At 53.9% G+C, this 22,486-nt stretch carries 24 protein-coding genes and 1 tRNA gene; 14 read left to right on the top strand and 11 right to left on the bottom strand.

Annotated elements, in window-relative coordinates:
- Positions 1-81: 81 nt before the first annotated feature.
- The 8 genes from FRY97_RS12965 to FRY97_RS12930 form a co-directional block, all read right to left on the bottom strand.
- Positions 82-564, bottom strand: coding sequence for an MOSC domain-containing protein (locus FRY97_RS12965; RefSeq protein WP_147167970.1), 483 nt, complete (start codon positions 562-564; stop codon positions 82-84).
- Positions 565-583: 19 nt separating this feature from the next.
- On the bottom strand, positions 584-1,102 hold the full coding sequence (locus FRY97_RS12960; RefSeq protein WP_147167969.1) for a hypothetical protein: 519 nt from the start codon (positions 1,100-1,102) through the stop codon (positions 584-586).
- A 932-nt stretch (positions 1,103-2,034) separates the two neighbouring features.
- Positions 2,035-2,772: a S24 family peptidase gene (locus FRY97_RS12955; protein ID WP_147167968.1), complete on the bottom strand. Its 738-nt coding sequence runs from the start codon at positions 2,770-2,772 to the stop codon at positions 2,035-2,037.
- Between the two features lie 141 nt (positions 2,773-2,913).
- Positions 2,914-4,107 carry an aminotransferase class V-fold PLP-dependent enzyme gene (locus tag FRY97_RS12950; protein ID WP_147167967.1) on the bottom strand — a complete coding sequence of 398 codons (1,194 nt, stop codon included), beginning with the start codon at positions 4,105-4,107 and terminating at the stop codon, positions 2,914-2,916.
- Complete coding sequence (locus FRY97_RS12945; RefSeq protein WP_211356864.1) at positions 4,104-5,342, bottom strand: Nramp family divalent metal transporter; 1,239 nt, start codon at positions 5,340-5,342, stop codon at positions 4,104-4,106. Before FRY97_RS12945 ends, FRY97_RS12950 begins: the two co-directional genes overlap by 4 nt.
- Positions 5,343-5,481: 139 nt before the next feature.
- Positions 5,482-5,742 carry a hypothetical protein gene (locus FRY97_RS22385; RefSeq protein ID WP_170254633.1) on the bottom strand — a complete coding sequence of 87 codons (261 nt, stop codon included), beginning with the start codon at positions 5,740-5,742 and terminating at the stop codon, positions 5,482-5,484.
- A 241-nt stretch (positions 5,743-5,983) separates the two neighbouring features.
- Positions 5,984-6,673: an SDR family NAD(P)-dependent oxidoreductase gene (locus FRY97_RS12935; protein ID WP_147167965.1), complete on the bottom strand. Its 690-nt coding sequence runs from the start codon at positions 6,671-6,673 to the stop codon at positions 5,984-5,986.
- 41 nt (positions 6,674-6,714) lie between these two features.
- Positions 6,715-7,422, bottom strand: coding sequence for an SDR family oxidoreductase (locus FRY97_RS12930; RefSeq protein ID WP_147167964.1), 708 nt, complete (start codon positions 7,420-7,422; stop codon positions 6,715-6,717).
- A 231-nt stretch (positions 7,423-7,653) separates the two neighbouring features.
- On the opposite strand from FRY97_RS12930, the gene FRY97_RS12925 reads away from it, so the two are divergent.
- The 10 genes from FRY97_RS12925 to FRY97_RS12880 all read left to right on the top strand — a co-directional run bounded on the left by FRY97_RS12925 (position 7,654) and on the right by FRY97_RS12880 (position 15,096).
- Positions 7,654-8,403: an MlaE family ABC transporter permease gene (locus tag FRY97_RS12925; RefSeq protein WP_147167963.1), complete on the top strand. Its 750-nt coding sequence runs from the start codon at positions 7,654-7,656 to the stop codon at positions 8,401-8,403.
- 7 nt (positions 8,404-8,410) lie between these two features.
- Positions 8,411-9,175, top strand: a complete 765-nt coding sequence (locus FRY97_RS12920; protein ID WP_147167962.1) for an ABC transporter ATP-binding protein — start codon at positions 8,411-8,413, stop codon at positions 9,173-9,175.
- Positions 9,176-9,273: 98 nt separating this feature from the next.
- Positions 9,274-9,357 (top strand) — tRNA-Leu (locus FRY97_RS12915).
- 636 nt (positions 9,358-9,993) lie between these two features.
- Complete coding sequence (locus FRY97_RS12910; protein ID WP_147167961.1) at positions 9,994-10,320, top strand: hypothetical protein; 327 nt, start codon at positions 9,994-9,996, stop codon at positions 10,318-10,320.
- Positions 10,321-10,428: 108 nt separating this feature from the next.
- Positions 10,429-10,746, top strand: a complete 318-nt coding sequence (locus tag FRY97_RS12905) for an ArsR/SmtB family transcription factor (protein WP_147167960.1) — start codon at positions 10,429-10,431, stop codon at positions 10,744-10,746.
- 102 nt (positions 10,747-10,848) lie between these two features.
- Complete coding sequence (locus tag FRY97_RS12900) at positions 10,849-11,172, top strand: rhodanese-like domain-containing protein (RefSeq protein ID WP_147167959.1); 324 nt, start codon at positions 10,849-10,851, stop codon at positions 11,170-11,172.
- A gap of 534 nt (positions 11,173-11,706) precedes the next feature.
- The gene (locus tag FRY97_RS12895) at positions 11,707-12,306 is read left to right on the top strand and encodes a class I SAM-dependent methyltransferase (RefSeq protein WP_147167958.1); all 600 of its coding nucleotides are present in this window, start codon (positions 11,707-11,709) and stop codon (positions 12,304-12,306) included.
- A gap of 66 nt (positions 12,307-12,372) precedes the next feature.
- Positions 12,373-12,552, top strand: coding sequence for a hypothetical protein (locus FRY97_RS12890; protein ID WP_147167957.1), 180 nt, complete (start codon positions 12,373-12,375; stop codon positions 12,550-12,552).
- A gap of 9 nt (positions 12,553-12,561) precedes the next feature.
- Positions 12,562-13,215: a Crp/Fnr family transcriptional regulator gene (locus FRY97_RS12885; protein WP_147167956.1), complete on the top strand. Its 654-nt coding sequence runs from the start codon at positions 12,562-12,564 to the stop codon at positions 13,213-13,215.
- A gap of 159 nt (positions 13,216-13,374) precedes the next feature.
- Entirely contained in the window at positions 13,375-15,096 is a 1,722-nt protein-coding gene (locus FRY97_RS12880; protein WP_147167955.1) for a SulP family inorganic anion transporter, read from the top strand.
- Here FRY97_RS12880 and FRY97_RS12875 read toward each other — a convergent pair.
- A complete protein-coding gene (locus tag FRY97_RS12875) occupies positions 15,093-16,061 on the bottom strand; it encodes an ion channel (RefSeq protein WP_147167954.1) in 969 nt (322 codons plus the stop codon). The two genes, FRY97_RS12880 and FRY97_RS12875, sit on opposite strands and share 4 nt — an antisense overlap.
- Before the next feature lie 49 nt (positions 16,062-16,110).
- Here FRY97_RS12875 and FRY97_RS12870 point away from each other — a divergent pair, with 49 nt between their 5' ends.
- The 4 genes from FRY97_RS12870 to cydB all read left to right on the top strand — a co-directional run bounded on the left by FRY97_RS12870 (position 16,111) and on the right by cydB (position 20,150).
- Complete coding sequence (locus FRY97_RS12870; RefSeq protein ID WP_147167953.1) at positions 16,111-16,521, top strand: hypothetical protein; 411 nt, start codon at positions 16,111-16,113, stop codon at positions 16,519-16,521.
- A gap of 197 nt (positions 16,522-16,718) precedes the next feature.
- Positions 16,719-17,618, top strand: a complete 900-nt coding sequence (locus FRY97_RS12865) for a helix-turn-helix domain-containing protein (protein ID WP_170254632.1) — start codon at positions 16,719-16,721, stop codon at positions 17,616-17,618.
- 29 nt (positions 17,619-17,647) lie between these two features.
- Positions 17,648-19,030, top strand: a complete 1,383-nt coding sequence (locus FRY97_RS12860) for a cytochrome ubiquinol oxidase subunit I (RefSeq protein ID WP_147167951.1) — start codon at positions 17,648-17,650, stop codon at positions 19,028-19,030.
- A gap of 85 nt (positions 19,031-19,115) precedes the next feature.
- Positions 19,116-20,150 carry a cytochrome d ubiquinol oxidase subunit II gene (cydB, locus tag FRY97_RS12855; RefSeq protein WP_147167950.1) on the top strand — a complete coding sequence of 345 codons (1,035 nt, stop codon included), beginning with the start codon at positions 19,116-19,118 and terminating at the stop codon, positions 20,148-20,150.
- A gap of 298 nt (positions 20,151-20,448) precedes the next feature.
- Here the strand turns inward: cydB and FRY97_RS12850 are convergent, their stop codons facing one another.
- On the bottom strand, positions 20,449-21,231 hold the full coding sequence (locus FRY97_RS12850) for an SGNH/GDSL hydrolase family protein (protein WP_147167949.1): 783 nt from the start codon (positions 21,229-21,231) through the stop codon (positions 20,449-20,451).
- Complete coding sequence (locus FRY97_RS12845) at positions 21,228-22,070, bottom strand: sulfotransferase family protein (RefSeq protein ID WP_147167948.1); 843 nt, start codon at positions 22,068-22,070, stop codon at positions 21,228-21,230. Before FRY97_RS12845 ends, FRY97_RS12850 begins: the two co-directional genes overlap by 4 nt.
- Positions 22,071-22,486: the final 416 nt, after the last annotated feature.

The following is a 22,486-nucleotide window of genomic DNA, read 5'->3' as shown; positions in this document are numbered from 1 at the left end:
CAATGCTGCGATCACTCACAATGGGCGAGCTTCCCAAAGATACAATAATCCACTGCAAAGCCTATCCTGGCCACAGCCCCTTTAACACACACTGACCGCATCCCCCTCCCTGAGCAGCCCTCCTCTCACAACCTGAGCAGTAAGCCCGCCGAGGCCTCTCATAGCACTATACCCGCCATCCCCAAGGTTCTCTTCCATCCTCGAGCAGGGGTGGCAGTCTCCTGTAATCTGCAGCTCCACCTCCTCTCCAATGCGGATCGCCCGCCCTTTGAGGGCCAGCAGGTTAATGCCGGAAACAACCAGGTTGCGCCGCGTAAGGGCCGGGTCTACAGGGCCTTGCCCCAACAGCTTCCCGATCGTGCTCAGATGCTCTGCCTGAATCAAGGTCACTTGGCGCTTGCCTCCCTTACGGCTGTAGTGATCCTCCTCCAGCCCGCCCTCTGCCGTTACTCGGACGGCCCCACGGGCTTCTACCTGTGCCCTTTTCCCCGGCCGTATGCCTATCCAGTCTACACGGCCAAGCTGAGGGATGCGCGACCGCAGCCCTTTCAAATCGTCCTTCACTTTTATTGAATTGTTTTCTTCACAATACCTTGCCAATAGCTTCCCGACAGGGCACCTCTGCCAATATGTCCAACAGGCATCCCCTCAACCGGTGCATCTCTGCACGCCCTAGCCTTTCCCCTGCCTTCGCAGAAAAAAACAACAGCAGCGCCAGAACGCCCGCTACCGGCAAAACCCATAGTACCGGCGCAGCTATGCCCAAACTCAGCTGAGAAAAACCTGTGATACTGACGAACAGGCTGATAGCGCCCAAGGTCGAGTATAAAAACACAAACATTAGCCAAACCGATGAGCGAGGGCCATAAAGGCCACGGATCAATGTTTGCTCCTCCTGCTGCTCAAAAGTCAGGCTCAGCTGTGGCGACCAATAGTGCTGCTCCCCAACAGGGATGCGAAGGACCACGTGATCTCCGAGCACCACCCCATCTACCCCCTCCGGAGGGGACTTTAGGTAGGTCCGAAAACGTTCGATCAGCTGCTCCGCAGAGCAGAGCACTTCCTGTTGGAAGCGGGGGCGGATAATATCTAGTGCAGACATATTTCAAAGGAGCAATTTCAATAAAGTTTATCAAGATAAGTTCTGTATGGGATATGGATGAGTATTTTTTGCCAGATCTAAAGAACGCCCGGAACCTCGACTTCAGAAAAGACCCCTTTAATTCCCTTTCTTCGTCTAGCTACGAAGGTGAGGACGAGATGCAGAGCTAGTGAAAAAGGCCATTCAGAAACATACAAAATTTACATTAATTAACCCTAACATTACAGCAAAATACAAAATAATACACACCTTAATCAGCATAAACCAAAATAAAAACCGCCCGCTTCAGCATATAGCATACCCTGCTCGTAAAAGCAAAAAACTCCCGCGACTTGCCAGTCCGGGAGTTCAACAAAAAACAGCAGGATATTAAAATTCTTATCAAAAGAAGGGGCAGGCAGTTATAACTTGCTCACCTGACTAAACCATCAAACAAAAGCTTGATGAACGTGAACCAAAATATCGTAGGCGTTTATCCTTTTCGAGCTTTAGGCTCGAACTGGCCTAGCGCTGCGGAAGGGTGCAAGCCCGTTAGGGCTGAGCGGATAGCGAGCTCCGCAGCATAGCGGCACCTGCCCAATGGCAGGGACAGACCCCATCTTTACGGAAGGAGCAGGCCCTCATCTTTGCAGCAGGGGCAGGCCCCAAAAAAAAACGATAATTTGGTTTGCGCCCTGCTTGACAGGCATAACCCAACGCTGCAAGACACCAACCGGCTCCATCAATATGTTTCAACAAAAAAACAAGCCCATTTACTCTAAGAAAGGCGCTGCCACAGCCTTTTAGCTGTACTGCTTACGCTTATTCAAGTGACAACTTAGGATTTCGCTCCGCGTCTACTGCGTGGTGTGAAAACCATGACGCTGCTATCCCTCCGGCTACCGAGCCGAAACCACAAAGCAGGACACACAACAAAATCTTGGGTCGCCAGACTATAAATCGCTTATGCGGCGGACCACCTCATACAGCCGGGTATATTCGCCCACCTCTTCTACAAAAGGATCATGCTCCAAGTGGTTAGCTGATATCAGTTTCAACTGATTGACCCGCCCCCGGCTATCGGCCACGCGCTGTACATACTTCACCCAAAGCTGCCCATTGTTTTTGACTGCATATATTTTATTGTCCCTGATCTCATGCACACCACTGATTTCCCGGCAAATGACCATATCCCCATCTAAGATCACCGGCTCCATACTGTTGCCGTTGATCGGGAAAGCCACTAAGCTAGCGCCATTCAGCCCAGGTATGCTAAAAAAAGTATTCTGCTCACTTGCGAAGCTGCTTGTGCCAAGCGTAGTCCCCGCAAAAGCCTCCGTTGTCGTAAAAAGGATATTGCCTTTCAAGGCAGGGGCATCTTCCATGACCTGATCATACTTAGGTATCTCCAGGCCAAAAGGCTCACCCTCCCCATCTAACATATAAGATTCGTTCACGCCATACTCATGACAAAGCGCACGAGCATGCCGGTAGTCGATGCAGCGTTTATCATCAGCATTGAGGAAGGCGCGGATAATGTGGCCATAGGCGCGGTTGCCCAAGATGCGCTCGGCAAAATCGCCCATCCCTTTGCCGTTGCGGTCATTCTTTACAATCTCTCCGCGGTCTTCCAAGATTTTAAAAACCTTGATAAACCGCTCATTCAACTCCCACCTGTCTTCTCGGATCATAATTCTCAGGGTTAAATTGGGCTACACAACCGCAGCCAATGCAAACAAAAACATGAATAACAGGTGCAATTTAAAACAAATTTTTGTTGCAAACAAAATCATTTAGGCTTTTTTCAAAAAAAATAATCCGATGTGGCAGCCCTACCCTTTTTCAATAAGCCCCTTCAATACCTCCAAAGCCCGATATAACTCTGCTTCCGTATTGTAATAATGAGGGGACAGGCGCAATGCCCACTCCACCCCTTTCCGTTCAAAATCGATGACCGCGCCTGAGCGGTAAGAGACAGAAGCATTGACGCCCTGCTGGTTCAGGCCCGGGATGATCTGCCCGGGCGCTACATTTGGCAGCGCCACCGTAACGATCGCGCAAGGTGAAGGCCCCTCGTCCAGGACCTTCACCCCCGGCCATGACGACAGCTCATGCCTTAAGCGGGAAGCCAGCTCCCCACAGCGCTGCTGAATAGCCTCCAGCCCCACCGCAAGCGCATACTCAGCTGCACAGGCAGCGGCGAGCACCAAGGCATGCGGCCGCTCCCACGTTTCAAACCTGGCCGCAGAAGAACGGGCCGCATACTCGTCAGCAGCTTCCCAGGACGCGCTGTGCAAATCCATGAACAGCGGCTCAAGCCCAGCCTCCAGTGCCCGGCCAGAAACACAAAGGAAGCCAGCTCCTCTCGGCCCACGGAGGAACTTCCGGAATGTAGCCGACAGAAAATCGCAGCCTATCTCCTCCGCATCAACCGGCATTTGCCCTACCGACTGGCAGGCATCTACCAAATACCAAACGCCCAACGCCCTGCACACCTGCCCCACCGCAACGACATCCTGCACCAGCCCGGAATTCGTAGGCACATGCGTCACTGCCACTGCCTTAGCCTTATGCTTACTTGCCAGTTCCTCCACCTGCGCGGGGTCTACCCCTCCCCCTGGCAACCGCCCCGCCCGCAACACCTTTACCCCATAACGGCGGCCTAGCTGTAGAAAGGCGATCTGATTGGACACATAATCATCCGCTGTGGTCACCAGCACATCCCCTTTTTCCCAAGGTAGGGCAGAGAGCGCCGTATTGTAGGCTTGGGTAGCACTGCCCGACCAGGCCACCCGCTGCGCGGGCACGTTCAGCAATTGGCCGACTGCGCCATAAAACCGCCTGGCTTCCGCTCGCTGTTGCGCTGCCGCTTCATACCCCCCTATCTCCGCTTCCAGCTGCAGATGGGCCTGCGCAGCAGCCAGCACAGGGGCCGGCATCAAAGCCGCGCCAGCATTGTTCAAGTGGATGCGGTGCCCAACACCGGGCGTCTCCGCCCGGTAACGTTCAATGTCTTCTGTTTTCATAACAATAGTTTTGAAAGGAAAAGCGCCAGGAACAACAGCAAAGCCGACAACAGCCCAAGGTTGGCTGCCCAGCCATTGCACAAAGGGCCCAGCCAGTCCTTCCGGTTGTTCATATACAGCAGCAGCGCCGCAAGGAATGGCATAAAAAAAGCACCTGTAACCGCATACACTACCCCGATCCATGCGGGTTTGCCGAACAGCAACAGCAGCAATGGCGGCAGTGCAAGGTAGAGCAAGGCCATTTTGTACTCCGGGGACCGCCGCAAGGCTACTGCTCTACGGGCTGGCCGCATCGCAGCCAGGAAATCTGCAAAAAGGTAGGGCACTCCATCCCACACCCCCAACATAGAGCTAAAAACCGCCCCCCAAAAGCCTAGCAGGAAAGCCCAGTACCCCCATTGGCCAGCCGCCTGCTCCAGCTGCCCAGCCAAGCTCACAATCATGCCATAGCCCTCCACTTCTGCCGCCTTCGCGCCAGCAGCGATGACGATAAGCGCTGCACCGAACACGCTCGTCAATAGATAGGCCGTGCCCAAATCTACCCGTGCCGTGCCCAAAGCCCCACTGCCCGACCAGCCCTTCTCCTTTAACCAGTAGGCATAGCTCAGCAAGGTCACGCTGCCCCCTACCCCGCCTATAAGCCCCAAAACCAGCCAGACGGCACCATCCCCTTCTGGCATGCGTGGCCAAAATATCCCTTCTGCCACAGCCCGCCAGCCCGGAGCCAGGACAACCGCACTGCCCACGACCACCACAAACATGAAAGCTATCAGCCCTTTCATGACCTGCTCGATCAGGGCATACCGCCCTGCCCAAACCAGCCCAGCCGCTGCAAACGATTGAATAGCGCCCCAAAACAATACCCCTAGCCGCTCGTCCTCCAACAAAGGGAGCACCGTATGCGCAGCCAGCCCGCAAGCAGCCATAAGGGCCCCAGCCACCACAAACGCCCAAAGCAATAGATACCCCCCAAAGTAATAAGCCACCCCTCGCGGCAAACGCCGGCACCAGCCCTCGAGCACCGTCTCCCCAGTAGCCAGCTGCCACCTTGCGACCCCTTCGTTCAGCGCAAGCTTGAGCAAGCCGCCCACTACCGCAGCCCACAGCACTATCGTGCCATAACGTGCGCCGGCTACAGAAGCCGCAATAAGATCTCCGGCCCCCACGCCTGTGGCAGCCACAACAATACCCGGCCCCAAATTGGCGCCCCAAGACTTGATTTTCCGGATGCTCATCCCACCAAGATACAGAAGAGGTTGCGCTTTTGGGCGTGCCCCCGCCTCATTATTGCCCGGCAGAGGGGGCCGCTATGCTACGGGGTTGACAGCCTGACGGCCAAGCCCCTCCGCAGCGCTCACGCAGCCAGGCAGTGCCCTAAGGCATAGGCTGTGCCCCCCCGTTCACTTGCAGCACTTTCATCGCAAGCACCGCAGTGTGCTCCTCTATGAATACCTCCCTGATCGCTCCCTGTATTGCAGGCATGACCTGGTCAAAAGCCCCAAAAACTTGCGTGCTCATCGTATTGACCTCCACCCTCAGCCCTTCCACGGCTTTCAGCCGGCCGATGAATTTCAAGATAGGGCCTTCGTAATCAGGCCGGAACGGGTACAACGAAACTTCGACTGCAATCTGCATACACACGTTTTTTGCTGAATAAACATGGGCGTGAACCAAAATATCGCAGGCGTTTGTGCTTTTCGGGCTTAAGGCACTAGCCTGGCATTGGCCTAGCGCTGCGCAGGGGTGTAAGCCCGACAGGGCCGAGCGAAGAGCGAGCCCCGGAGCATAGCGGCACCTGCCTTTTGGCAGGGGCAGGCCCCAATCCTTGCGAAGGGGGCAGGCCGAAAAATGACAATCTGGTTTGCGGCCATAAACATCAAGGCGTGGAGACCGACACCGGCAGCACTTTGCCATTAAAAAACTGATGCCCATGCAAAGTGAAATAGGACAAGAACCCGCCCATGTCCTCACTGCTCACCGGAGCCTGCATGCCAGGGAAAGCAGCCGCCAGCATCTCCGTCTGTACTGCGCCCAATGCTAAGCAGTTTACCGCCACCCCTTCCTGTTTCCACTCCTCTGCCAGGCACTCCGTCAAGACTGCCAGGGCCCCTTTGCTCACACTGTAAGCCAGCAGCCCCGGGAACTTCGAGCTGCCCTGATAACCGCCCATGCTGCCTATATTGACCACGTGCGCACGAGGCGCTGCCTGAAGGTACGGGCGCAGCATTTGCAACAGCCGGGCCGGGCCATAAAAATTGACCCCCATTATTTTTTCCCAGTCCGCACCGGTAGTCTCGTGAAACGGCTTATTGAGCAGGTAGCCCGCGTTGTTGACCACAGCATCTACATGCCCCCAGCTATCAGCCGCCGCCACCACTGCCCGGCAATCCGTGCTCGTCAGATCAAAAGGCAGGGCCTGCAGTTGCCCCCCGGCTTCTGCTTCCAAAGCACGCAGCGCCCCCTCATTCCTTGAGATGGCCAGCACCCGGTGCCCCTCCTTTGCCAGTTGCAGGGCGGTATCCCTGCCTATGCCACGGCTCGCACCTGTGATAATGATGTTTTTCATCGTTCTTATTTTAACACGGCAGGGCTGCCCGCCCTGCCGCTTCACAAATCGCCCAGTTGGGGGCGTATGACAATTTCTTCGATTACGGCATTGGGCGGCATCGCCCAAGCCTGCCAAATAGAGGCTGCCACCTCGCTCGCCTGCAGCAGCCGCTGCGCCGGCAGGTCTGCGCCCTCCCAAGAAGCCGACCAGGTAGGGCCGGGGAGCACAGCTGTCACCCTTACGCCCGCTTCTCGCAGCTCATGCCTGAGGGTGTTGGTCAATGACAACAGGGCCGCTTTGGATACCCCATAAGAACCTTTTCCAACATAACCCTCCCGGCCCGCTACGGAAGCGACGTTGAAGAGATGACTGCCCCGGCGCATCCGCGGCAGCAGCCCCCGCGAAAGATAATACGGCGCCAGCAAGTTGACCGCCAGCATCTGCTCCATAGCTTCCTCTGCCTCCCCGAGCACTTGGCCTGGCCGGAAAAGCCCGGCGTTGTTGACCAGCACATCAAGGTGGGGGAAGGCCGCGCTCACGGCTGCAGCGAGGGCAACAGCCTCTGCCTTTTGGCTGAGGTCTGCAGGGAAAAGGTGAACCTCCCCGGTTGCACCGCCCTTTAAAAGGCCCGCTTTCAAGGCTTCCAAGTCTTTGGGGGTGCGTGCGCTGAGCGCAAGGTGAGCCCCTTCAAGCGCAAAGCGCTGCGCCAAGGCCCGCCCGATCCCTTTCGTCGCCCCTGTAATGAATACGTAAGGTCTGTTTTTCATATCAGAGAAACGAATAGCCTAGGGGTTGAGTTTAGACAGCCCTAGAATGCCTATCGCCCATAGGCTTCAGCCCGCTATAAAATAATAAACCCGTTCTCCGGGCAGTTTGGCAGGGCTTGGCTACCTTTGCGGGGCACAGCCTGCCCGGAGAGGCGGGCGCGCAAGGTATTGCCGGCACATGCAAGGCCCGGCCACTGGCCTGCAAATCAGACTGAAGGAACAGAAACGCGTATGTTATTCAAGAACTTATTCCACCATTTTGGGCGCTACGTCATCATGCTCGGGTCCGCATTCTCCAAGCCAGAGCGGGCATCCATGTATTATAAGGAGACGATGCGGCAGATGAACGACATCGGGATCGGATCCCTATTTATCGTTTGCCTCATTGCGATTTTCATCGGGGCCGTGACCGCGGTACAATTCTCCTATCAACTAGACGGCACCCTGGTGCCGGTGTATTACATCGGCTACGTAGTGCGGGATATGACCATCATTGAGCTCGCCCCCACCTTCACCTGTTTGGTCCTGGCAGGCAAGGTCGGGTCAAATATTGCGGCCGAAATTGGCGGGATGCGCCAAAAGGAGCACATCGATGCGATGGAGATCATGGGCGTCAATACAGCCGCCTACCTCATCATGCCCAAAGTCATTGCGGCCCTGATTGTCATCCCTATGCTTGTAGCCGTAGGCGCCTTCATCAGCATCATTGGCGGCTATCTGGCCAGTGTGCCAACAGGGGTAATGGCCGACGCAGATTACATAAAGGGGCTGCGCTCTTTTTTCGACCCCTTCAATGTGACCATGATGTTTATCAAAGCCCTTGTCTTTTCCTTTATCCTGACTACAGTGCCCGCTTACCAAGGGTACCACGTGCGGGGGGGCAGCATTGAGCTCGGGCAGGCCAGCACCAATGCTGTCGTATTTAGTGACATCCTAATTTTGGTGGCCGATTACCTCCTGGCCGTCGTACTGACTAGCTAGCAATGATATGATCCGTACAGAAGACATTTTCAAATCATTTGATGAGACGGAAGTCCTAAAGGGGATTACCACTGAATTTTACAAAGGCAAGACCAACCTCATCATTGGGCGCAGTGGGGCCGGCAAGACGGTGCTGCTTAAGCTTTTGGTCGGCCTGCTAGAGCCTACTAGCGGCAAAGTGTGGTACGACGATACCGACTTCTTCGCGCTAGACCGCAAGCAAATGCGGAACATCCGGATGGAAGTGGGCATGCTCTTTCAGGCTTCTGCGCTTTTCGACTCCATGACGGTAGAAGAGAACATCCGTTTCCCTTTGGATATGTTCTCCACGTTGACCCTTAAAGAAAAACGGCAGCAAGTAGACAAATGCCTAGAGCGGGTCAACCTTGAAGGGGCAAACGCCAATTTCCCTTCCGAGATCAGCGGGGGCATGCAGAAGCGGGTAGGCATTGCCCGGGCCATAGTCTTGGACCCCAAATACCTGTTCTGCGATGAGCCCAACTCCGGGCTCGACCCCAAAACCTCTATTGTCATTGACGAGCTGATCCGCGATATCACTATAGAAAAGAACATCACAACCATTATCAATACCCACGATATGAACTCAGTGATGGAGATCGGAGACAATATTGTGCTCCTTTATCAGGGCAAGCTCGCCTGGCGGGGCACCAATGAAGATGTGCTGGAGAGCGACAACGCAACGCTACAGGATTTCATCTTCGCTTCCCCATTCCTTCAGCGCCTCCGGGATGCCGCTTTGAAACGAGGCTAGGATTTTTTCATCTTTTTGCTTGCTAAAGTCCTGGCAAATACCGTATCTTTGCCACGCTTTTGAAAGAAAGGCATAGGGCTTCGGCCTATTCTTACCTTGCCCAGATGGCGAAATTGGTAGACGCGCTACCTTGAGGGGGTAGTGTCCTTATGGATGTGCAGGTTCGAATCCTGTTCTGGGCACGAAAGCCCCACCGGAATACCAGTGGGGCTTTTTTCATGCTCCAAATCCACGCAGCAGCATTGAGGCATAAGAGCCTGACGAACACTGCTGGCCATAAGGCTGCCGGGCTGGCCAAGTTCCGCCCTGCCCGGCAAGCACACAATACAATTTGAAAACCACTGCCACCATTGCTGGAAAAAACCTATATTTGTGGAACTGAGGAGGGATATGCCGTTTTCCCCTTACGCCCCTCCTTGCTTACAAACGTACCCAGGCCAATTAAGCCAGCCTTTCAAACATAGCGCTCTGACGGCCCACAGCCCCTTGCCCGAAACAGGAACTGTGGGGCCCAAACTAGCGGATGCAGGGCTGGCAAGCTTGCCAGCCAGAACGTTTGAAGCTCCTAAGTATGGTGCTTTGCCTGCACTCCTAAGCTACTCAAACCTACAAATCGGGCACCCTCAAGTGCTCCAAACAAACATTAAAGCGCACCGGAATGATGCCCTCCCGCACAATAGGACATCCCAAAGTGCCTTTAGCTCCGTTTATCCATGACAGCTCATCATCATGCGCTGTTAATGCGTACTGTACTGGGAAAAACGTAGCACAGCCCAATTGCACAAATACAAAAAGTAGACAACTACACACACATACGCATGAAAAAAGTTCCGGAAACAAAGATTGGTACTTTGTCCATTCTGACAGAGGGTTCTGCCCCTAAGGCTATCCTCCACTGTTTTTGCGCCGAGGCAGCCCTGCTGAGCATTGACCTTCTGGACGAAAAAGGCCGCTCCTATCTTCACCAAAAGGCCCAGCTCACCCCGGGCCCTCATAAAGAATCGCTCAATATTTCACGCTTGAAGCCTGGGCGCTACAATGCATGGATCAGCCTTGGCCAGACGAGCGCCATCCGGCAATTGCACATCCCTGAGCCCACCGGGCTGTCGAGCCGTTTCAAAAAGTTCCTGAAAGGCAAAAAGTAAGCTAGGAAAAGTGTTATTTCCCTACTTACCCTGTAGAAAAATCAATTTTCCTACAACCTCTTGCGTTTTTTTACGTTTCCATGAACATATAATCATACTTTGCAAGTTATGGAAGCCAAAAGCGGAACCCTCTCCCAAGCCGATGCTGAAAAGCTAGAACGGATTGCCTTTATCTTAAAAACAGTGGCCCACCCCCTACGCCTGGGCATTGTCCACCTCTTGGAACAGTACCCAGAACTCTCGGTCTCTGACATTTGCGAAAAGCTGGGGAGCGAGCAGTCACTGACCTCCCACCACCTACAGAATATGCGCCTTAAAGGCATTCTTGCCGTAAAACGGGACGGCCGCAGCATGCTCTATTCCCTTAAGGAAAGGGATGTTTCTCTAATTATCGAATGCTTGGAGAACTGCCAGTGCAATATGTGACCCAGGCTGACGCCCCCCTAGCCCAGATAGCAATGGGCTATATTTTGGCTTGTACATATGAATAATTGACCCTATTTTTGATTTTCTTTAAAAATATTGTCCATGCTCCCCTACCGGGCCCTATCAGCAGATCTTTTCCTCGTGGAGCTGGCGCTCACGCAAGATGCGGTGCTGCTTGATGTGCGCACAGCCAAGGAGCTATCGGACGCCCCTCCCTTAGAAGGGGCTGAGCATCTGGATTATCTGGATGATGATTTTGATGTGGCCTTGGACAGCATGGACGTTATGCGCCCCTACTTCATCTATGACGATGGGGGCAGGAGGGCGCTACTCGCGGTTCAGAAAATGGCCCGCGCCGGTTTTCTTCAGCTCGCTTACCTCGTTGGGGGGCAAGCTGCATTAAAAAGGGAAGGGCTTATGGATTGAGCCTCAAGGCTTCGGCCTTTAGCAGACAGCTTCGCCAACAGGGGTTGCGGCTGTAAGAGCGTGTTGGGATTTTAGTAATCGGTGGTCTATCCCGCTAGACAACGGGACACTTTTTCGCTTATACTTCGCCCCGAAACCCCTTCCCGCTTTTGTGCATAAAAAGCGGGACTTGGCTAAACTCCGGTTTTCGGGCCTCGGCTAATCAAAAATTTGCTAGCTCTCGACTAGAAGGCCAAAATCCCAACACGCTCTAAAAAAGGAGGCCGGTATAGCCTTTGCAATGGCATCGGACTAGCGCTGTGGAGGGGTTGCAAGCCCGTTAGGGCCGAGCGGATAGCGAGCCCCGGAACATAGCGCCCCCTGCCTGCCGGCAGGGGGAGGCCCCATACCGAAAAACAGGCTGGGCAGGCCAAAAAACTGGCAGCCTGGATTGCGCCTGGCTTTTCAAAGGCAAAAAACAGGGTAACTGACCCAACTAAGACAATAATCTCCCAAGGCAGCTTAAAGGCCTTGGGGCGCAAAAGCTACCAATTCATGAAACAATTTTGGGACGAAAGGTACCAGGAGCCTGAGTACATATACGGCAAAGCGCCAAATGCTTTTTTGGCAGAACAACTGCCACAACTGGGCGCCGGGAAAGCCCTATTCCCCGCCGAAGGCGAGGGCCGCAACTCTGCCTATGCAGCTTCCTTGGGGTGGCGGGTCAGGGCATTTGACTATAGCAGAGCGGCGAAAGCCAAAGCCGAGCAGCTCTACGGAGAGCTGGGCGTCAACGTAGATTATGAGGTGAGCGCTGCCGAAGCTTTTGACTTCGGCGAAAACCAGTACGACCTGATCGGGCTGCTTTACGTCCACCTCCCACCTGAGGTCCGGGCCACCTTCCATCAAACCTGTATGCAGGCACTGAAGCCGGGCGGCTACATCCTGCTCGAAGCCTTCGACCTCAAACAACTGCCTTTATCTTCAGGGGGGCCAAAAAAACTGGATATGCTGTACTCCCTCCAAACTATTGAACAGGACTTTGCGGGCCTTGTGCCCCACGTCTTGGCACAAGAAAAGACCTTGCTGAGCGAAGGAGCCTATCACAAGGGCGAGGCAGAGGTCGTGCGCCTCCTTGCGCAAAAACCAGCTTAGGGGGCATGTTTGGAGCTCTGGATCAAACTGCCCTCGCCATCACATCACATCAAAAAACGATACCACATGGAAAGCCTGAAAGTCGAAAAAGCCACCTTTGATGCCATCGCTAAAGAGATACATAGCGACAGCAGCCCAGTGGGGATTGACGCCAAGAAGACCCATATCATCATACTAGAAAAGCTGCTCCAACTGGAAGAACGCTTAAAGCGGATAGAGGGGCAGCTATCGCCAAACAGCCAATAAACCTGGACTATGATTACGGACAATGCCAAAAGTGAAGTACTGGCGCTCATCAGGCAGCACTACCCTCAGATAGCGGAGCGCAAGCTACAGGAAGAGATTGCAGAGGTAGGCAATATCATGCAGTTCAACGCAGGCGAGCTGATCATGGACTTCGGCTCCTACGTCAAGATTGTGCCGTTGATCATCAGCGGCAGCATCAAGGTGTCCCGGGAAGACGATGAGGGCAATGAGCTCTTCCTCTATTACCTTCAGCCTGGGGAGACCTGCTCGATGTCCTTTACCTGCTGTATGATGGACAAGCGGAGCGAAATCCGCACGGTGGCAGAAGAAGATACGACCCTTATCGGCATCCCTACCCGTTATATGGACGAGTGGATGGGGCGCTACCCGAGTTGGAAAAACTTCGTCATGACCTCCTACGATAAAAGGATGCTGGAGCTGGTGCGCACCATTGACAGCATCGCCTTTAAGAAAATGGATGAGCGCCTGATGGACTACCTGGAGAAAAAGGCAGAGGCCAACAACAGCCGGACCCTTCACGCCACCCACCAGGAAATTGCATACGACCTCAATGCCTCCCGGGAAGCGATCTCCCGCCTGCTCAAGAAGCTGGAAAACGATGGGGAGCTGGAGCTGGGCCGCAACCGGATAGAATTGTTCTAGGGGCACTGCGCTCATATTGTGATGTTCGTCACTGCCGGGGCATACAAATAGCCCCACCTTTGTAGCGTTGATTGAAAGCCCGGAAATGCCGATATTCCACCTGCCGGCGTTTCCGGGCCCAGCAACCCCCAAACCTTCATCACTACAAAGATTCGAACCATGCAAATAAAGAACTACCTGCCTGTCTTGGAGTGGCTCCCTAACTACAAACGGTCAAACCTTCAGGGAGATTTGTCTGCAGGGCTGACCGTAGGCGTCATGCTGATCCCACAGGGCATGGCCTATGCAATGATCGCCGGGCTCCCTCCTATCTATGGGCTTTACGCATCGACCATCCCCCTATTGATTTATGCCTTGCTGGGCACTTCCCGTCAGCTGGCAGTTGGGCCGGTGGCCATGGTCTCCCTGCTGACGGCAGCAGGCATCGGCACCTTGGCAGAAGGAGGTACAGAGACTTACATCATGCTGGCCATAACGCTAGCGCTCTTTGTTGGCGCCATACAATTTTTGCTTGGCGCTTTCCGGCTCGGCTTCCTCGTCAACTTCCTCTCCCACCCTGTCATTAGCGGCTTCACTTCAGCAGCGGCGCTGATCATCGGGCTTTCACAGCTCAAACACCTTTTGGGGGTAGACATAGCCCGCAGCCACCATGTGCACGAGATTCTGCTGCAGGCCATCGAAAAAGCCTCGGATATCAACTGGGCGACTTTTGCTGTAGGCATAGGCGGCATTTTGCTCATCAAGGGGGTAAAGAAAATCAACAAAGCGATCCCTGGGCCGCTGCTTGCGGTTGTTTTCGGCATCTTGGCCGTGTATGGCCTTGGCCTCACAGAGCAGGGCGTGAAAATTGTAGGCACGGTGCCCGACGGGCTGCCTTCTTTTGTCATCCCTTCTTTTAGCGGAGCAGATTTCTCTGCCTTGCTGCCTATTGCGCTGACCATCGCACTGGTCAGTTTTATGGAGAGCATTGCTGTGGCGAAAGCCATTCAGGCCAAGCACAAAGACTACAAAGTTTCGGCCAATCAAGAGCTCATCGGGCTGGGGGCGGCCAATATCGTAGGCTCATTTTTCCAATCCTACCCTACTACCGGTGGGTTCAGCCGTACAGCGGTCAATGATCAGGCCGGCGCTAAAACAGGGCTGGCAGCTATCATCAGTGCGCTACTGATCGGGCTCACCCTGCTCTTCCTCACGCCACTGTTCTACTACCTTCCTAAGGCGATCCTGGCCTCTGTGATCATGGTTGCCGTTTTTGGCCTGATCGACATCAAGGAAGCCCGCCACCTTTGGGCAACAGACCGGGCAGACTTTTGGATGCTGATCGCTACTTTCATCGGCACACTGTCGCTTGGTATCGAGCAGGGCATCCTTATCGGCGTAGCCCTTTCCCTTGGCGTGGTCATTTTCCGTACCACATTGCCCCACTTTGCAGTGCTCGGGAAAATCCCTGGGGAAGCCCATTTCAAGAACATCAACCGCTTCGACAATTTGGAACAGCGGGACGATGTCCTGATCATGCGGTTCGACGCCCGCCTTTACTTCGCCAACGTCAACTTCTTCAAGGAGGCCATCGAAGCAGAAGTAGAAAAGCGCAAAGACAGCCTCAAACTGTTCATACTCGATGCCAACAGCATCAACAGCATTGACAGCAGCGGAGTACATGCCCTTGAGGAGCTTGCCGATGAGCTGAAAGCGCAAGGCATTGAATTTTACATGACCAGCGTTAAAGGCCCGCTGCGCGATACCCTCCGCAAAGCACACTTCAGTGAAAAACTGGGAGAAGGCAACTTCTTCATGCACATACAGACGGCGATCGATAAATTTGACCAAAAAGACCCGCAGCGGTTTGAGAAGTACGTACTACAGACCAACCACGCTTAAGCTTCGCCTAAACCTTTGAGCTCATCGAGGCGGCTAAGGTCGAGCACAGTATAGCCCTCTTCGGGCCAGTACATGCGCTCGAATTGTTGCCCCCATACGACATCACGGCTCAGGTAGCTACTGTTGGCGTGGACATCTTGGGCGAAAGTTTCATCAAAACCCTGCAAGAGGGCCAGGAATTCCGGCTCCATCTCTTGCAGGGTTTCTTTGTCTTTGCCCCAAAGCGGGCTCTCCTCATCAATGATATGCACAATGACCCAATTGAGCGGGAAAAGGAAGACCTCGTCCCGCTCAAGGGGCAGGAAGGCAAAACGCCGGGCCTTGTGCCCTTCAGGCCCCTTTTCCACCCAGGACATCGTCACTTTGGCGGAAAGGTTGATCACTTTGTTGTTGCGCTCATTGACAATCTGGAATTGGAAGCTTTGGTAGCCCGTATCCTTGTAAGGGCGGATGGTCGCCTTTTCGCTGAAGCGGATATTGGCTTTGGGCTTGGCAAAGCGGGAGAAGAACAGCCCGGTAGCCAAGGCAAACCCCATCAGCCCGACCAACGCCCCTGCTGCCGCCAAAATATTAGCTGCTGTGCCGGCAGGGCTCACTGCACCATAGCCGACCGTGGTGAAGGTCTGCACGCTAAAGAAAAAGGCTGCAGCAAAATCACCGGCCCAAGTGCCATCGGTCTGTGCGCCATTGAGGTGCTCAAGCCCGATGAGCATGAACAAGCCTGCGAAAACCGCATTTACCAGAATGTAAAAGCTGATGATAACCGCAAAGAAACGGGGCCAGCTCATCTCCACCAATGCCTGATAAGGCCGGAAAGAAGATGCCCCCTTGCGCAAGATATTGTAAGAGCCATCTGGGTTGATCAGCCGGCTTTGGCCGGAAGTCAGTTCAGAACCGAAACCAAGGTCATTTTCTGATGGGCCCCGGCCTCGGCGCAAAGAAGAGGCAAAGTCTCGAAGGTTCATATCATTTGATTCATAGCACAGGGCTTTCAAAAACGAAAAAACACCACCTATGGCATTCCGGGATATAGACCACCTGCTGAAGTCGCTGGAAGCGGACGCTGCTGACGAGCTCTCCGAATTGGAAGCTGTAGGCCCTGAGCTTTATTCCACGGCACAACTGCTTCGCCTGCGCGGGCAATGGGAAGTTAAAAATACGCTTTTTCACCAGGTGCAGCGCTTTTTCGTCCGCCTCATCGCCTTATCCCCTTTGTGGCTGCTAGCTTGGCTTGGGCTGCGGCTTTTGGGGCTGCCCTATCTCAGCCTTATCGCGCTGGCATTTTTCCCGTTCTCTTTTCTGGCATTTTTTGGAGGGCTATACTTTGTGCACCGGTTTTTCAAAGGGCAGGGCCACCTCGACCGAGTTGGGGAAGCTATTGCAGCAGAACTGCAGCAGCGCAGCCAAGCGCCTCCTGCCCCCTAAAGGCAACCCACATGTAAAAAGTACCATAATCCATGCAAAAAGCCCTAACGCTCAGCAGCCTGCTTCTGGTACCTTTGTAAGGCAAAAGCAATAGGACAAAATTGTCCAGGGCTGCAAGCCCGAGCAATAGCCAATTTCCTGTACCAGGGGGAGCCACGAGCCGCGGCTCCCCCTGTACGGGGCAACACATGCCTTATATGCAAAGCCTGCGAACTTTAAATATCGAAGAGCTCCGTTGCAACGCTTTTGCGCAAGACGGGCAGCAGTTCGATATGTGCAGGCTTGAAGATTTTTTGCAAGAAAGCGCAATGGGCAGCCATGTGCACCGGCACAACTATTACATGCTTATGTACGTGTGCCGGGGGCAAGGGCAGCAGCTGATCGATTTTGCGCATCACGATGTACTGCCGGGCCGCTTTTTCCTGATGTACCCTGGGCAGGTGCACGCTTGGGGTTCGCATGATGGGCTGGAAGGGCACCTGATTTTCTTCACTCCTGCCTTCTTCACCGAGCGGTACAATAACAACAACCTCCGGGAATTCCCTTTTTTCAATACCAGCCACTTCCTGCCTTATATTGACCTCTCTGCTCCGCAAGCAGCTTCCTTTGGCTATTTGCTGGAAGCTATGCTGAAAGAATACCATGCCAAAGAGGAGGATTACCTGAAGACACTCCGTTCTTTTTTAAATATCTTGCTCTACCAGTGCAAGCGGTTTTATTTTGAGCGTGCACAAGCCAGCCTACCAGCTAACGACCGGACGGCGGTGCTGATCGTAAGGCGCTTTGAGCAGCTGATAGAGGAGCAGTTCCGGGAGAAACGACTGGTGCGCGATTATGCGCAGCTGCTGCTGCTGACCCCCAACTACCTCAACGCGATCTGCAGCAGGGTCGTGGGCAAATCAGCTGGCGAGCTCATCCGCGAGCGGGTCATGCTGGAAGCCAAGCGCCTGCTGTTGCACGATGGGCGGACAGTAGCGGAGATTGGCGCCTCCCTCAATTTTGACGACAACTCCTACTTCGGCCGGTTCTTCAAAAAGTACGAAGGGCTCAGCCCAGAACAATTTCGCAAAAGCATTCATCAAAACCACAGCGGCTAAACAACTATAGCTGCATAAAATCTGACATCATGGACGTCGAAATCCTAGCCAGAATACAATTTGCCTTCACGGTCGCTTTCCACTACATCTACCCGCCCCTGAGCATTGGGCTGGGCTTGATCATGGTCATTTTGGAGGGCCTTTACCTGCGTACCAAAAATGAATCCTACCACCGCCTTGCCCGGTTTTGGACGAAGATATTCGCGCTCACATTCGGGATTGGCGTGGCGACAGGCATTGTCATGGAGTTTGAATTTGGCACCAACTGGGCGACGTACTCCCGCTATGTCGGCGACGTGTTCGGCAGTGCGCTTGCCGCTGAGGGCATTTTTGCTTTTGCACTGGAGAGCGGCTTCTTGGGCGTACTGTTGTTTGGGTGGAACCGCGTGAGCCCACGCGTACACTTTATCGCTACGCTAGGCGTATGGCTGGGCTCTATGTTTAGTGCCGTATGGATTGTAGTGGCCAACTCCTGGCAACAGACCCCGGCTGGCTACCACATCGTGGGGGAAGGCATGGATGCACGTGCCGAGATTATAGATTTCTGGGCCATGGTATTCAACCCCTCAAGCATTGACCGGCTCACGCACGTCTGGCTAGGGGCTTTTCTGGCAGGGGCTTTTCTGGTCTTGAGCGTACACGCCTATTACCTGTTGCGCAACCGCCACGTAGAGGTCTCCAAACAAGCTTTTAAAATTGCGCTGGTGGTCGCTGCGGTCTTCTCCCTTGGCCAGCTTTTCACGGGGCACCACTCTGCAGAAGGGGTAGCTGAAAATCAGCCTGCAAAACTGGCAGCCCTGGAGGGCCACTTCGACTCCCTCGCTGTAGCCGACATGTACCTCATGGGCTGGGTAGACAAAAACACTCAGGAAGTAACGGGCATTGGCATTCCTGGCGGGCTCACCTTCCTGCTGAACTACGACTTTGAAACACCGGTCAGAGGGCTGAATTCCTTTCCTGAAGACGAACGCCCGACAGCACTGAACGCAATCTTCCAGTTTTACCATTTCATGGTGGCTTTTGGCATGGCCATGATCGGGCTCAGCCTGCTCGGGTTGTACTTTTGGTGGAAAGGCACCTTATTCGAACAGCGATGGCTGCTATGGATTTTCGTCTTCGCAGTGCTCATGCCCAACCTCGCCAATCAGTTCGGCTGGTTTGCAGCAGAAATGGGGCGGCAGCCATGGGTCGTTTATGGCCTGCTGCGCACGAGCGATGCGCTGTCCAAGGCGGTGACCGCCAACCAAGTCTTGTTTTCTTTGATCTTGTTCTTTGCCATCTACGCCTTGCTATTTGCCCTCTTTGTCTACCTGCTGAACAAGAAGATCAAGCATGGGCCAGACGACAGCCCTATGGAAGACCACCGTTCGCGTCAGGAAGGGATGGCCGCCGCCGCCGGGCAGTGGACGTAGGCCGTCAGAACGGGTTGGACAGGATGGGGCAATGCCAGCCTGCTGAGCGCCCATTCAATTTGAAAACGAAAAAAGCAAAATCAATATGGCCACTTTTTTAGGTATAGACTACCCTACCCTTTGGTTCCTCGTGATCGGGGCGCTGTTCAGCGGCTACGCCATACTAGATGGGTTTGACCTGGGCGCAGGAGCGCTTCACTTATTTTTCAAAAAAGAGCAAAGCCGGCGTATCGCACTCAATGCCATCGGCCCGGTATGGGACGGCAACGAGGTCTGGCTCGTCATTGCCGGGGGCGCGCTTTTTGCTGGCTTCCCTAATGTATACGCGACCCTCTTTTCCGCTATGTATATCCCATTTATGCTGTTCCTGGCCTTCCTCATTTTCCGGGCTGTCTCCATTGAGTTCCGGAGCAAAGAGAAAATGAAATGGTGGCGGCAGATGTGGGATGTCAACTACTCGATCGCCAGTACCATGCTGGCATTCCTCTTGGGCGTTGTCCTGGGCAATGTGCTCTTGGGGATCGAGCTCGGCCCGAGCGGTGAGTTCGAGGGCAGCTGGCTGACTTTCCTCAACCCCTATGCTTTGCTCGTTGGCCTTACCACGCTTGCGCTTTTCACTATGCACGGGGCGCTCTACCTGCTCATGAAAACGGAAGGGCGGCTGTACGCCAAGCTCTCCATACTCGCCAAGCGGAGCATGATCTTCTTCATTGTCACTTTCGCGCTGGCCACGCTTTACACCCTTATTTACATCCCCCACCTCACAGACCGGTTCAAGGAGCTGCCCTGGCTTTTTGTCATCCCTGTCCTGGCTTTTTTGAGCATTGCCAATATCCCAAGGCTGATCTCCAAGCGCAGCTACAGGGGGGGCTTCATTTTTTCTGCCCTTACTATGAGCCTCCTCCTTATTGTGGTAGCCATTGAGCTTTACCCAGATATGCTGCTCTCTACCGTTGATGAGGCCTACAACCTGACTGTGTACAACGCTGCCTCCAGCGAAAAATCATTGGGCATTATGCTCACATTCGCAGCGGTGGGCACCCCTCTGGTGCTCTCCTACACAGCCTTTGTGTTCTGGACCTTCCGGGGCAAAGTACAACTGGATGAGAACAGCTATTAGGCTGTGGAGAAAGACGGGCACAAAACAGATTGCCGTTTTTTTGAGGGGGCCTGCCCCTGCCAAAAGGCAGGTGCCGCTATGCTACGGGGCTCGCTGCCCGCTCGGCCCTATCGGGCTTACACCCCTGCGCAGCGCTAGGCCAAAGCCAGGTTAGAGCCCGAAAAGCCTTAGCACCTGCGGCATTTTGGCTTACGCCCAGAAAGGCTTGGCCCCTAGAGGAATGAAAAAAAGTTTGGTTTACGGTTTCAATATGCAGACGAAACCTCTTCTGGCAGGAGCAGCAACGCTCCTGCCTTTTTTATTGAGCAGGGGGAGGGAGCTTTCCCTGAAGGAAAGCCGCAGTGTCTTTTGCCCAAAGGCGGTAAGTGAGGGCAGATGGGTGTACGCCATCGCTGAAAAAGCGGGAGGTGCCGCCCTCCAGCCCGTAACGGGCTGACCAGGCCTGCAAGGTGATCGGCTCCGATATAAAAAAGACGCGTTGCCAGCCTTTGACCGTGCGCTGCAAAGCTGTGCTCAGGCGGTCGGCCTGCAAGCCAGCATACCATTTGATCAGGCGGGGGAAAGCTGGGAAAAAACGGACCGGTGGCATTTGAATAAACACGATAAAGGCTTCAGGAGAGTGCTGACGAAGCCCTTGTATGAGCTGCCTGCAGCCTGCCCGCCATTGCCACGGAGGGGTAAATTCAAAAATATCATTACCGCCCAATCCAATGACGATAAGCTCAAAAGTGCCCTTGGGCAGGCCAGGCAGCAGGCGATCGTTCACCTCCCGCACCGTATACCCGCTTTTCGCAACGACCTCCCAGTGCACTTCCTGCCCGTATATTTGTGCAACTTGCTCAGCCAGGCCGCCTGCAAACCCATCCTGATGCCATTCCACACCAAGGCCGGCCATTGTGCTCTCTCCCAAAACAAGGAGCCTAAGCTTGCCTAGAGCGCCTGGGCTTAGCCCGGAAAACCCCTTGGCCGCCGCAAGCTTAGGCACACTGGATTTGACCTGCTTGCCTTGCCAAGCCATTACAGGAAGCAAAGGCAATGCCCCCGCCATGGAGAGGATGTACTGCAAATCCTCCGGCTTCATAGGGGCGCCTCTTCCGGTTTGGGGTTATTTTCCTCAGCATAAGCCTTGCACCGGGCCCAGTCTCCTTCAAAATAAGCCCTGACCTTGTCCAATTCTTCTTGTGGGATCAGGGGCTCATCGGGCAACCAAGATGCTGGTATCAGTTTGGCAGGATAGAGTATGGCATAGCTTTTCAACATCTGCCCCCGGCGCTGCAGCCAGCCCCAAAGGGTACGAGTATTTGGCTTGGCGTTCCGGGGGTCGAAAAGGCGGGGCGCGATTTTGCGGATGGCCTTGAGCTGCTTCTCGTTGTAGGAAGTATGCACCTTAGCCAAAGAAACATCATTGCGGTCGTATCCCGATCCTGCGTACTGCGCTATCTTATCGAAAAACGCCCAGGGGTCCGCTCTGAGCTCATCATAAAACAGCACCAACGGTTTCCCCTCGAAGTAGTGCTCCAAATGCTCCAGGTTGCGATAAAAAGTCACATGCTCCCGTTTCCATAGCCCGGTATCTTCTTCAACATCAAAAAACTCACGGAACGACAGGTATCCGCCATTCTTCACATACCTGCGGTATTGTGAGGCAATCCAGCTGTCGTGACGGCGGAAAATGATGATAGGGCGAGCCTGTGGGTAACGGCTGGAAAACCAGCGTACCTCCTCCTCCAGCTGCTGATCAAACTCCCTAGACACAAAGTACCGCCCGTATTTACCCTTCCCGATGATGTCCAAAGATTTCCGGTATCGGTTAGTCGGTATGTAATATATGTGCTTCAACTTGGGGAAGAATCGGTGCTGCAGGTAGGTCGAAGCTACTTTTCCCAAGCCTACATGAAAGTATATTTCCGGTTGGTTCATCGCTGATGGTCTGATAATAATTGCCAATACGGCCCCGCCCCTAAAGCAGAAAAAAGCGCTATAGGCCGCGTAAGCCAGCCTTCCGGCTAAATATTGAAAGTGCTCCTTGCCGCTAGGATTTGCAAAAGTAAACAATTGACCGCTGAGCCCGAAATCCCGATGAAGGGCTTCAATCAGCAAAGGCTTATAATTTTTTTAGGTTCCTCAGTATTGAACCAACACAGAAAAAAAACACTAACCCTCTACTAAGGTGATTTTTATAATTAACAAAAATAAATATACAAATCTCGCATTGAGCCACAGCCCGCTTTCCGCCTCAAAAGCTCCTTGGCTGTATATATTTTTTTTCTAACTTTGAGGTATAGTCATGAGATAATAAGACGACCTTTTACGACCTACTTTTTTACAGCCTACAC

Source organism: Phaeodactylibacter luteus, assembly GCF_007993045.1.
In the GTDB taxonomy this organism is placed as follows: Bacteria; Bacteroidota; Bacteroidia; order Chitinophagales; family Saprospiraceae; genus Phaeodactylibacter; species Phaeodactylibacter luteus.
The sequence above is the reverse complement of the archived record's forward strand: the minus strand, read 5'-3'. Positions and strand labels throughout refer to the sequence as shown.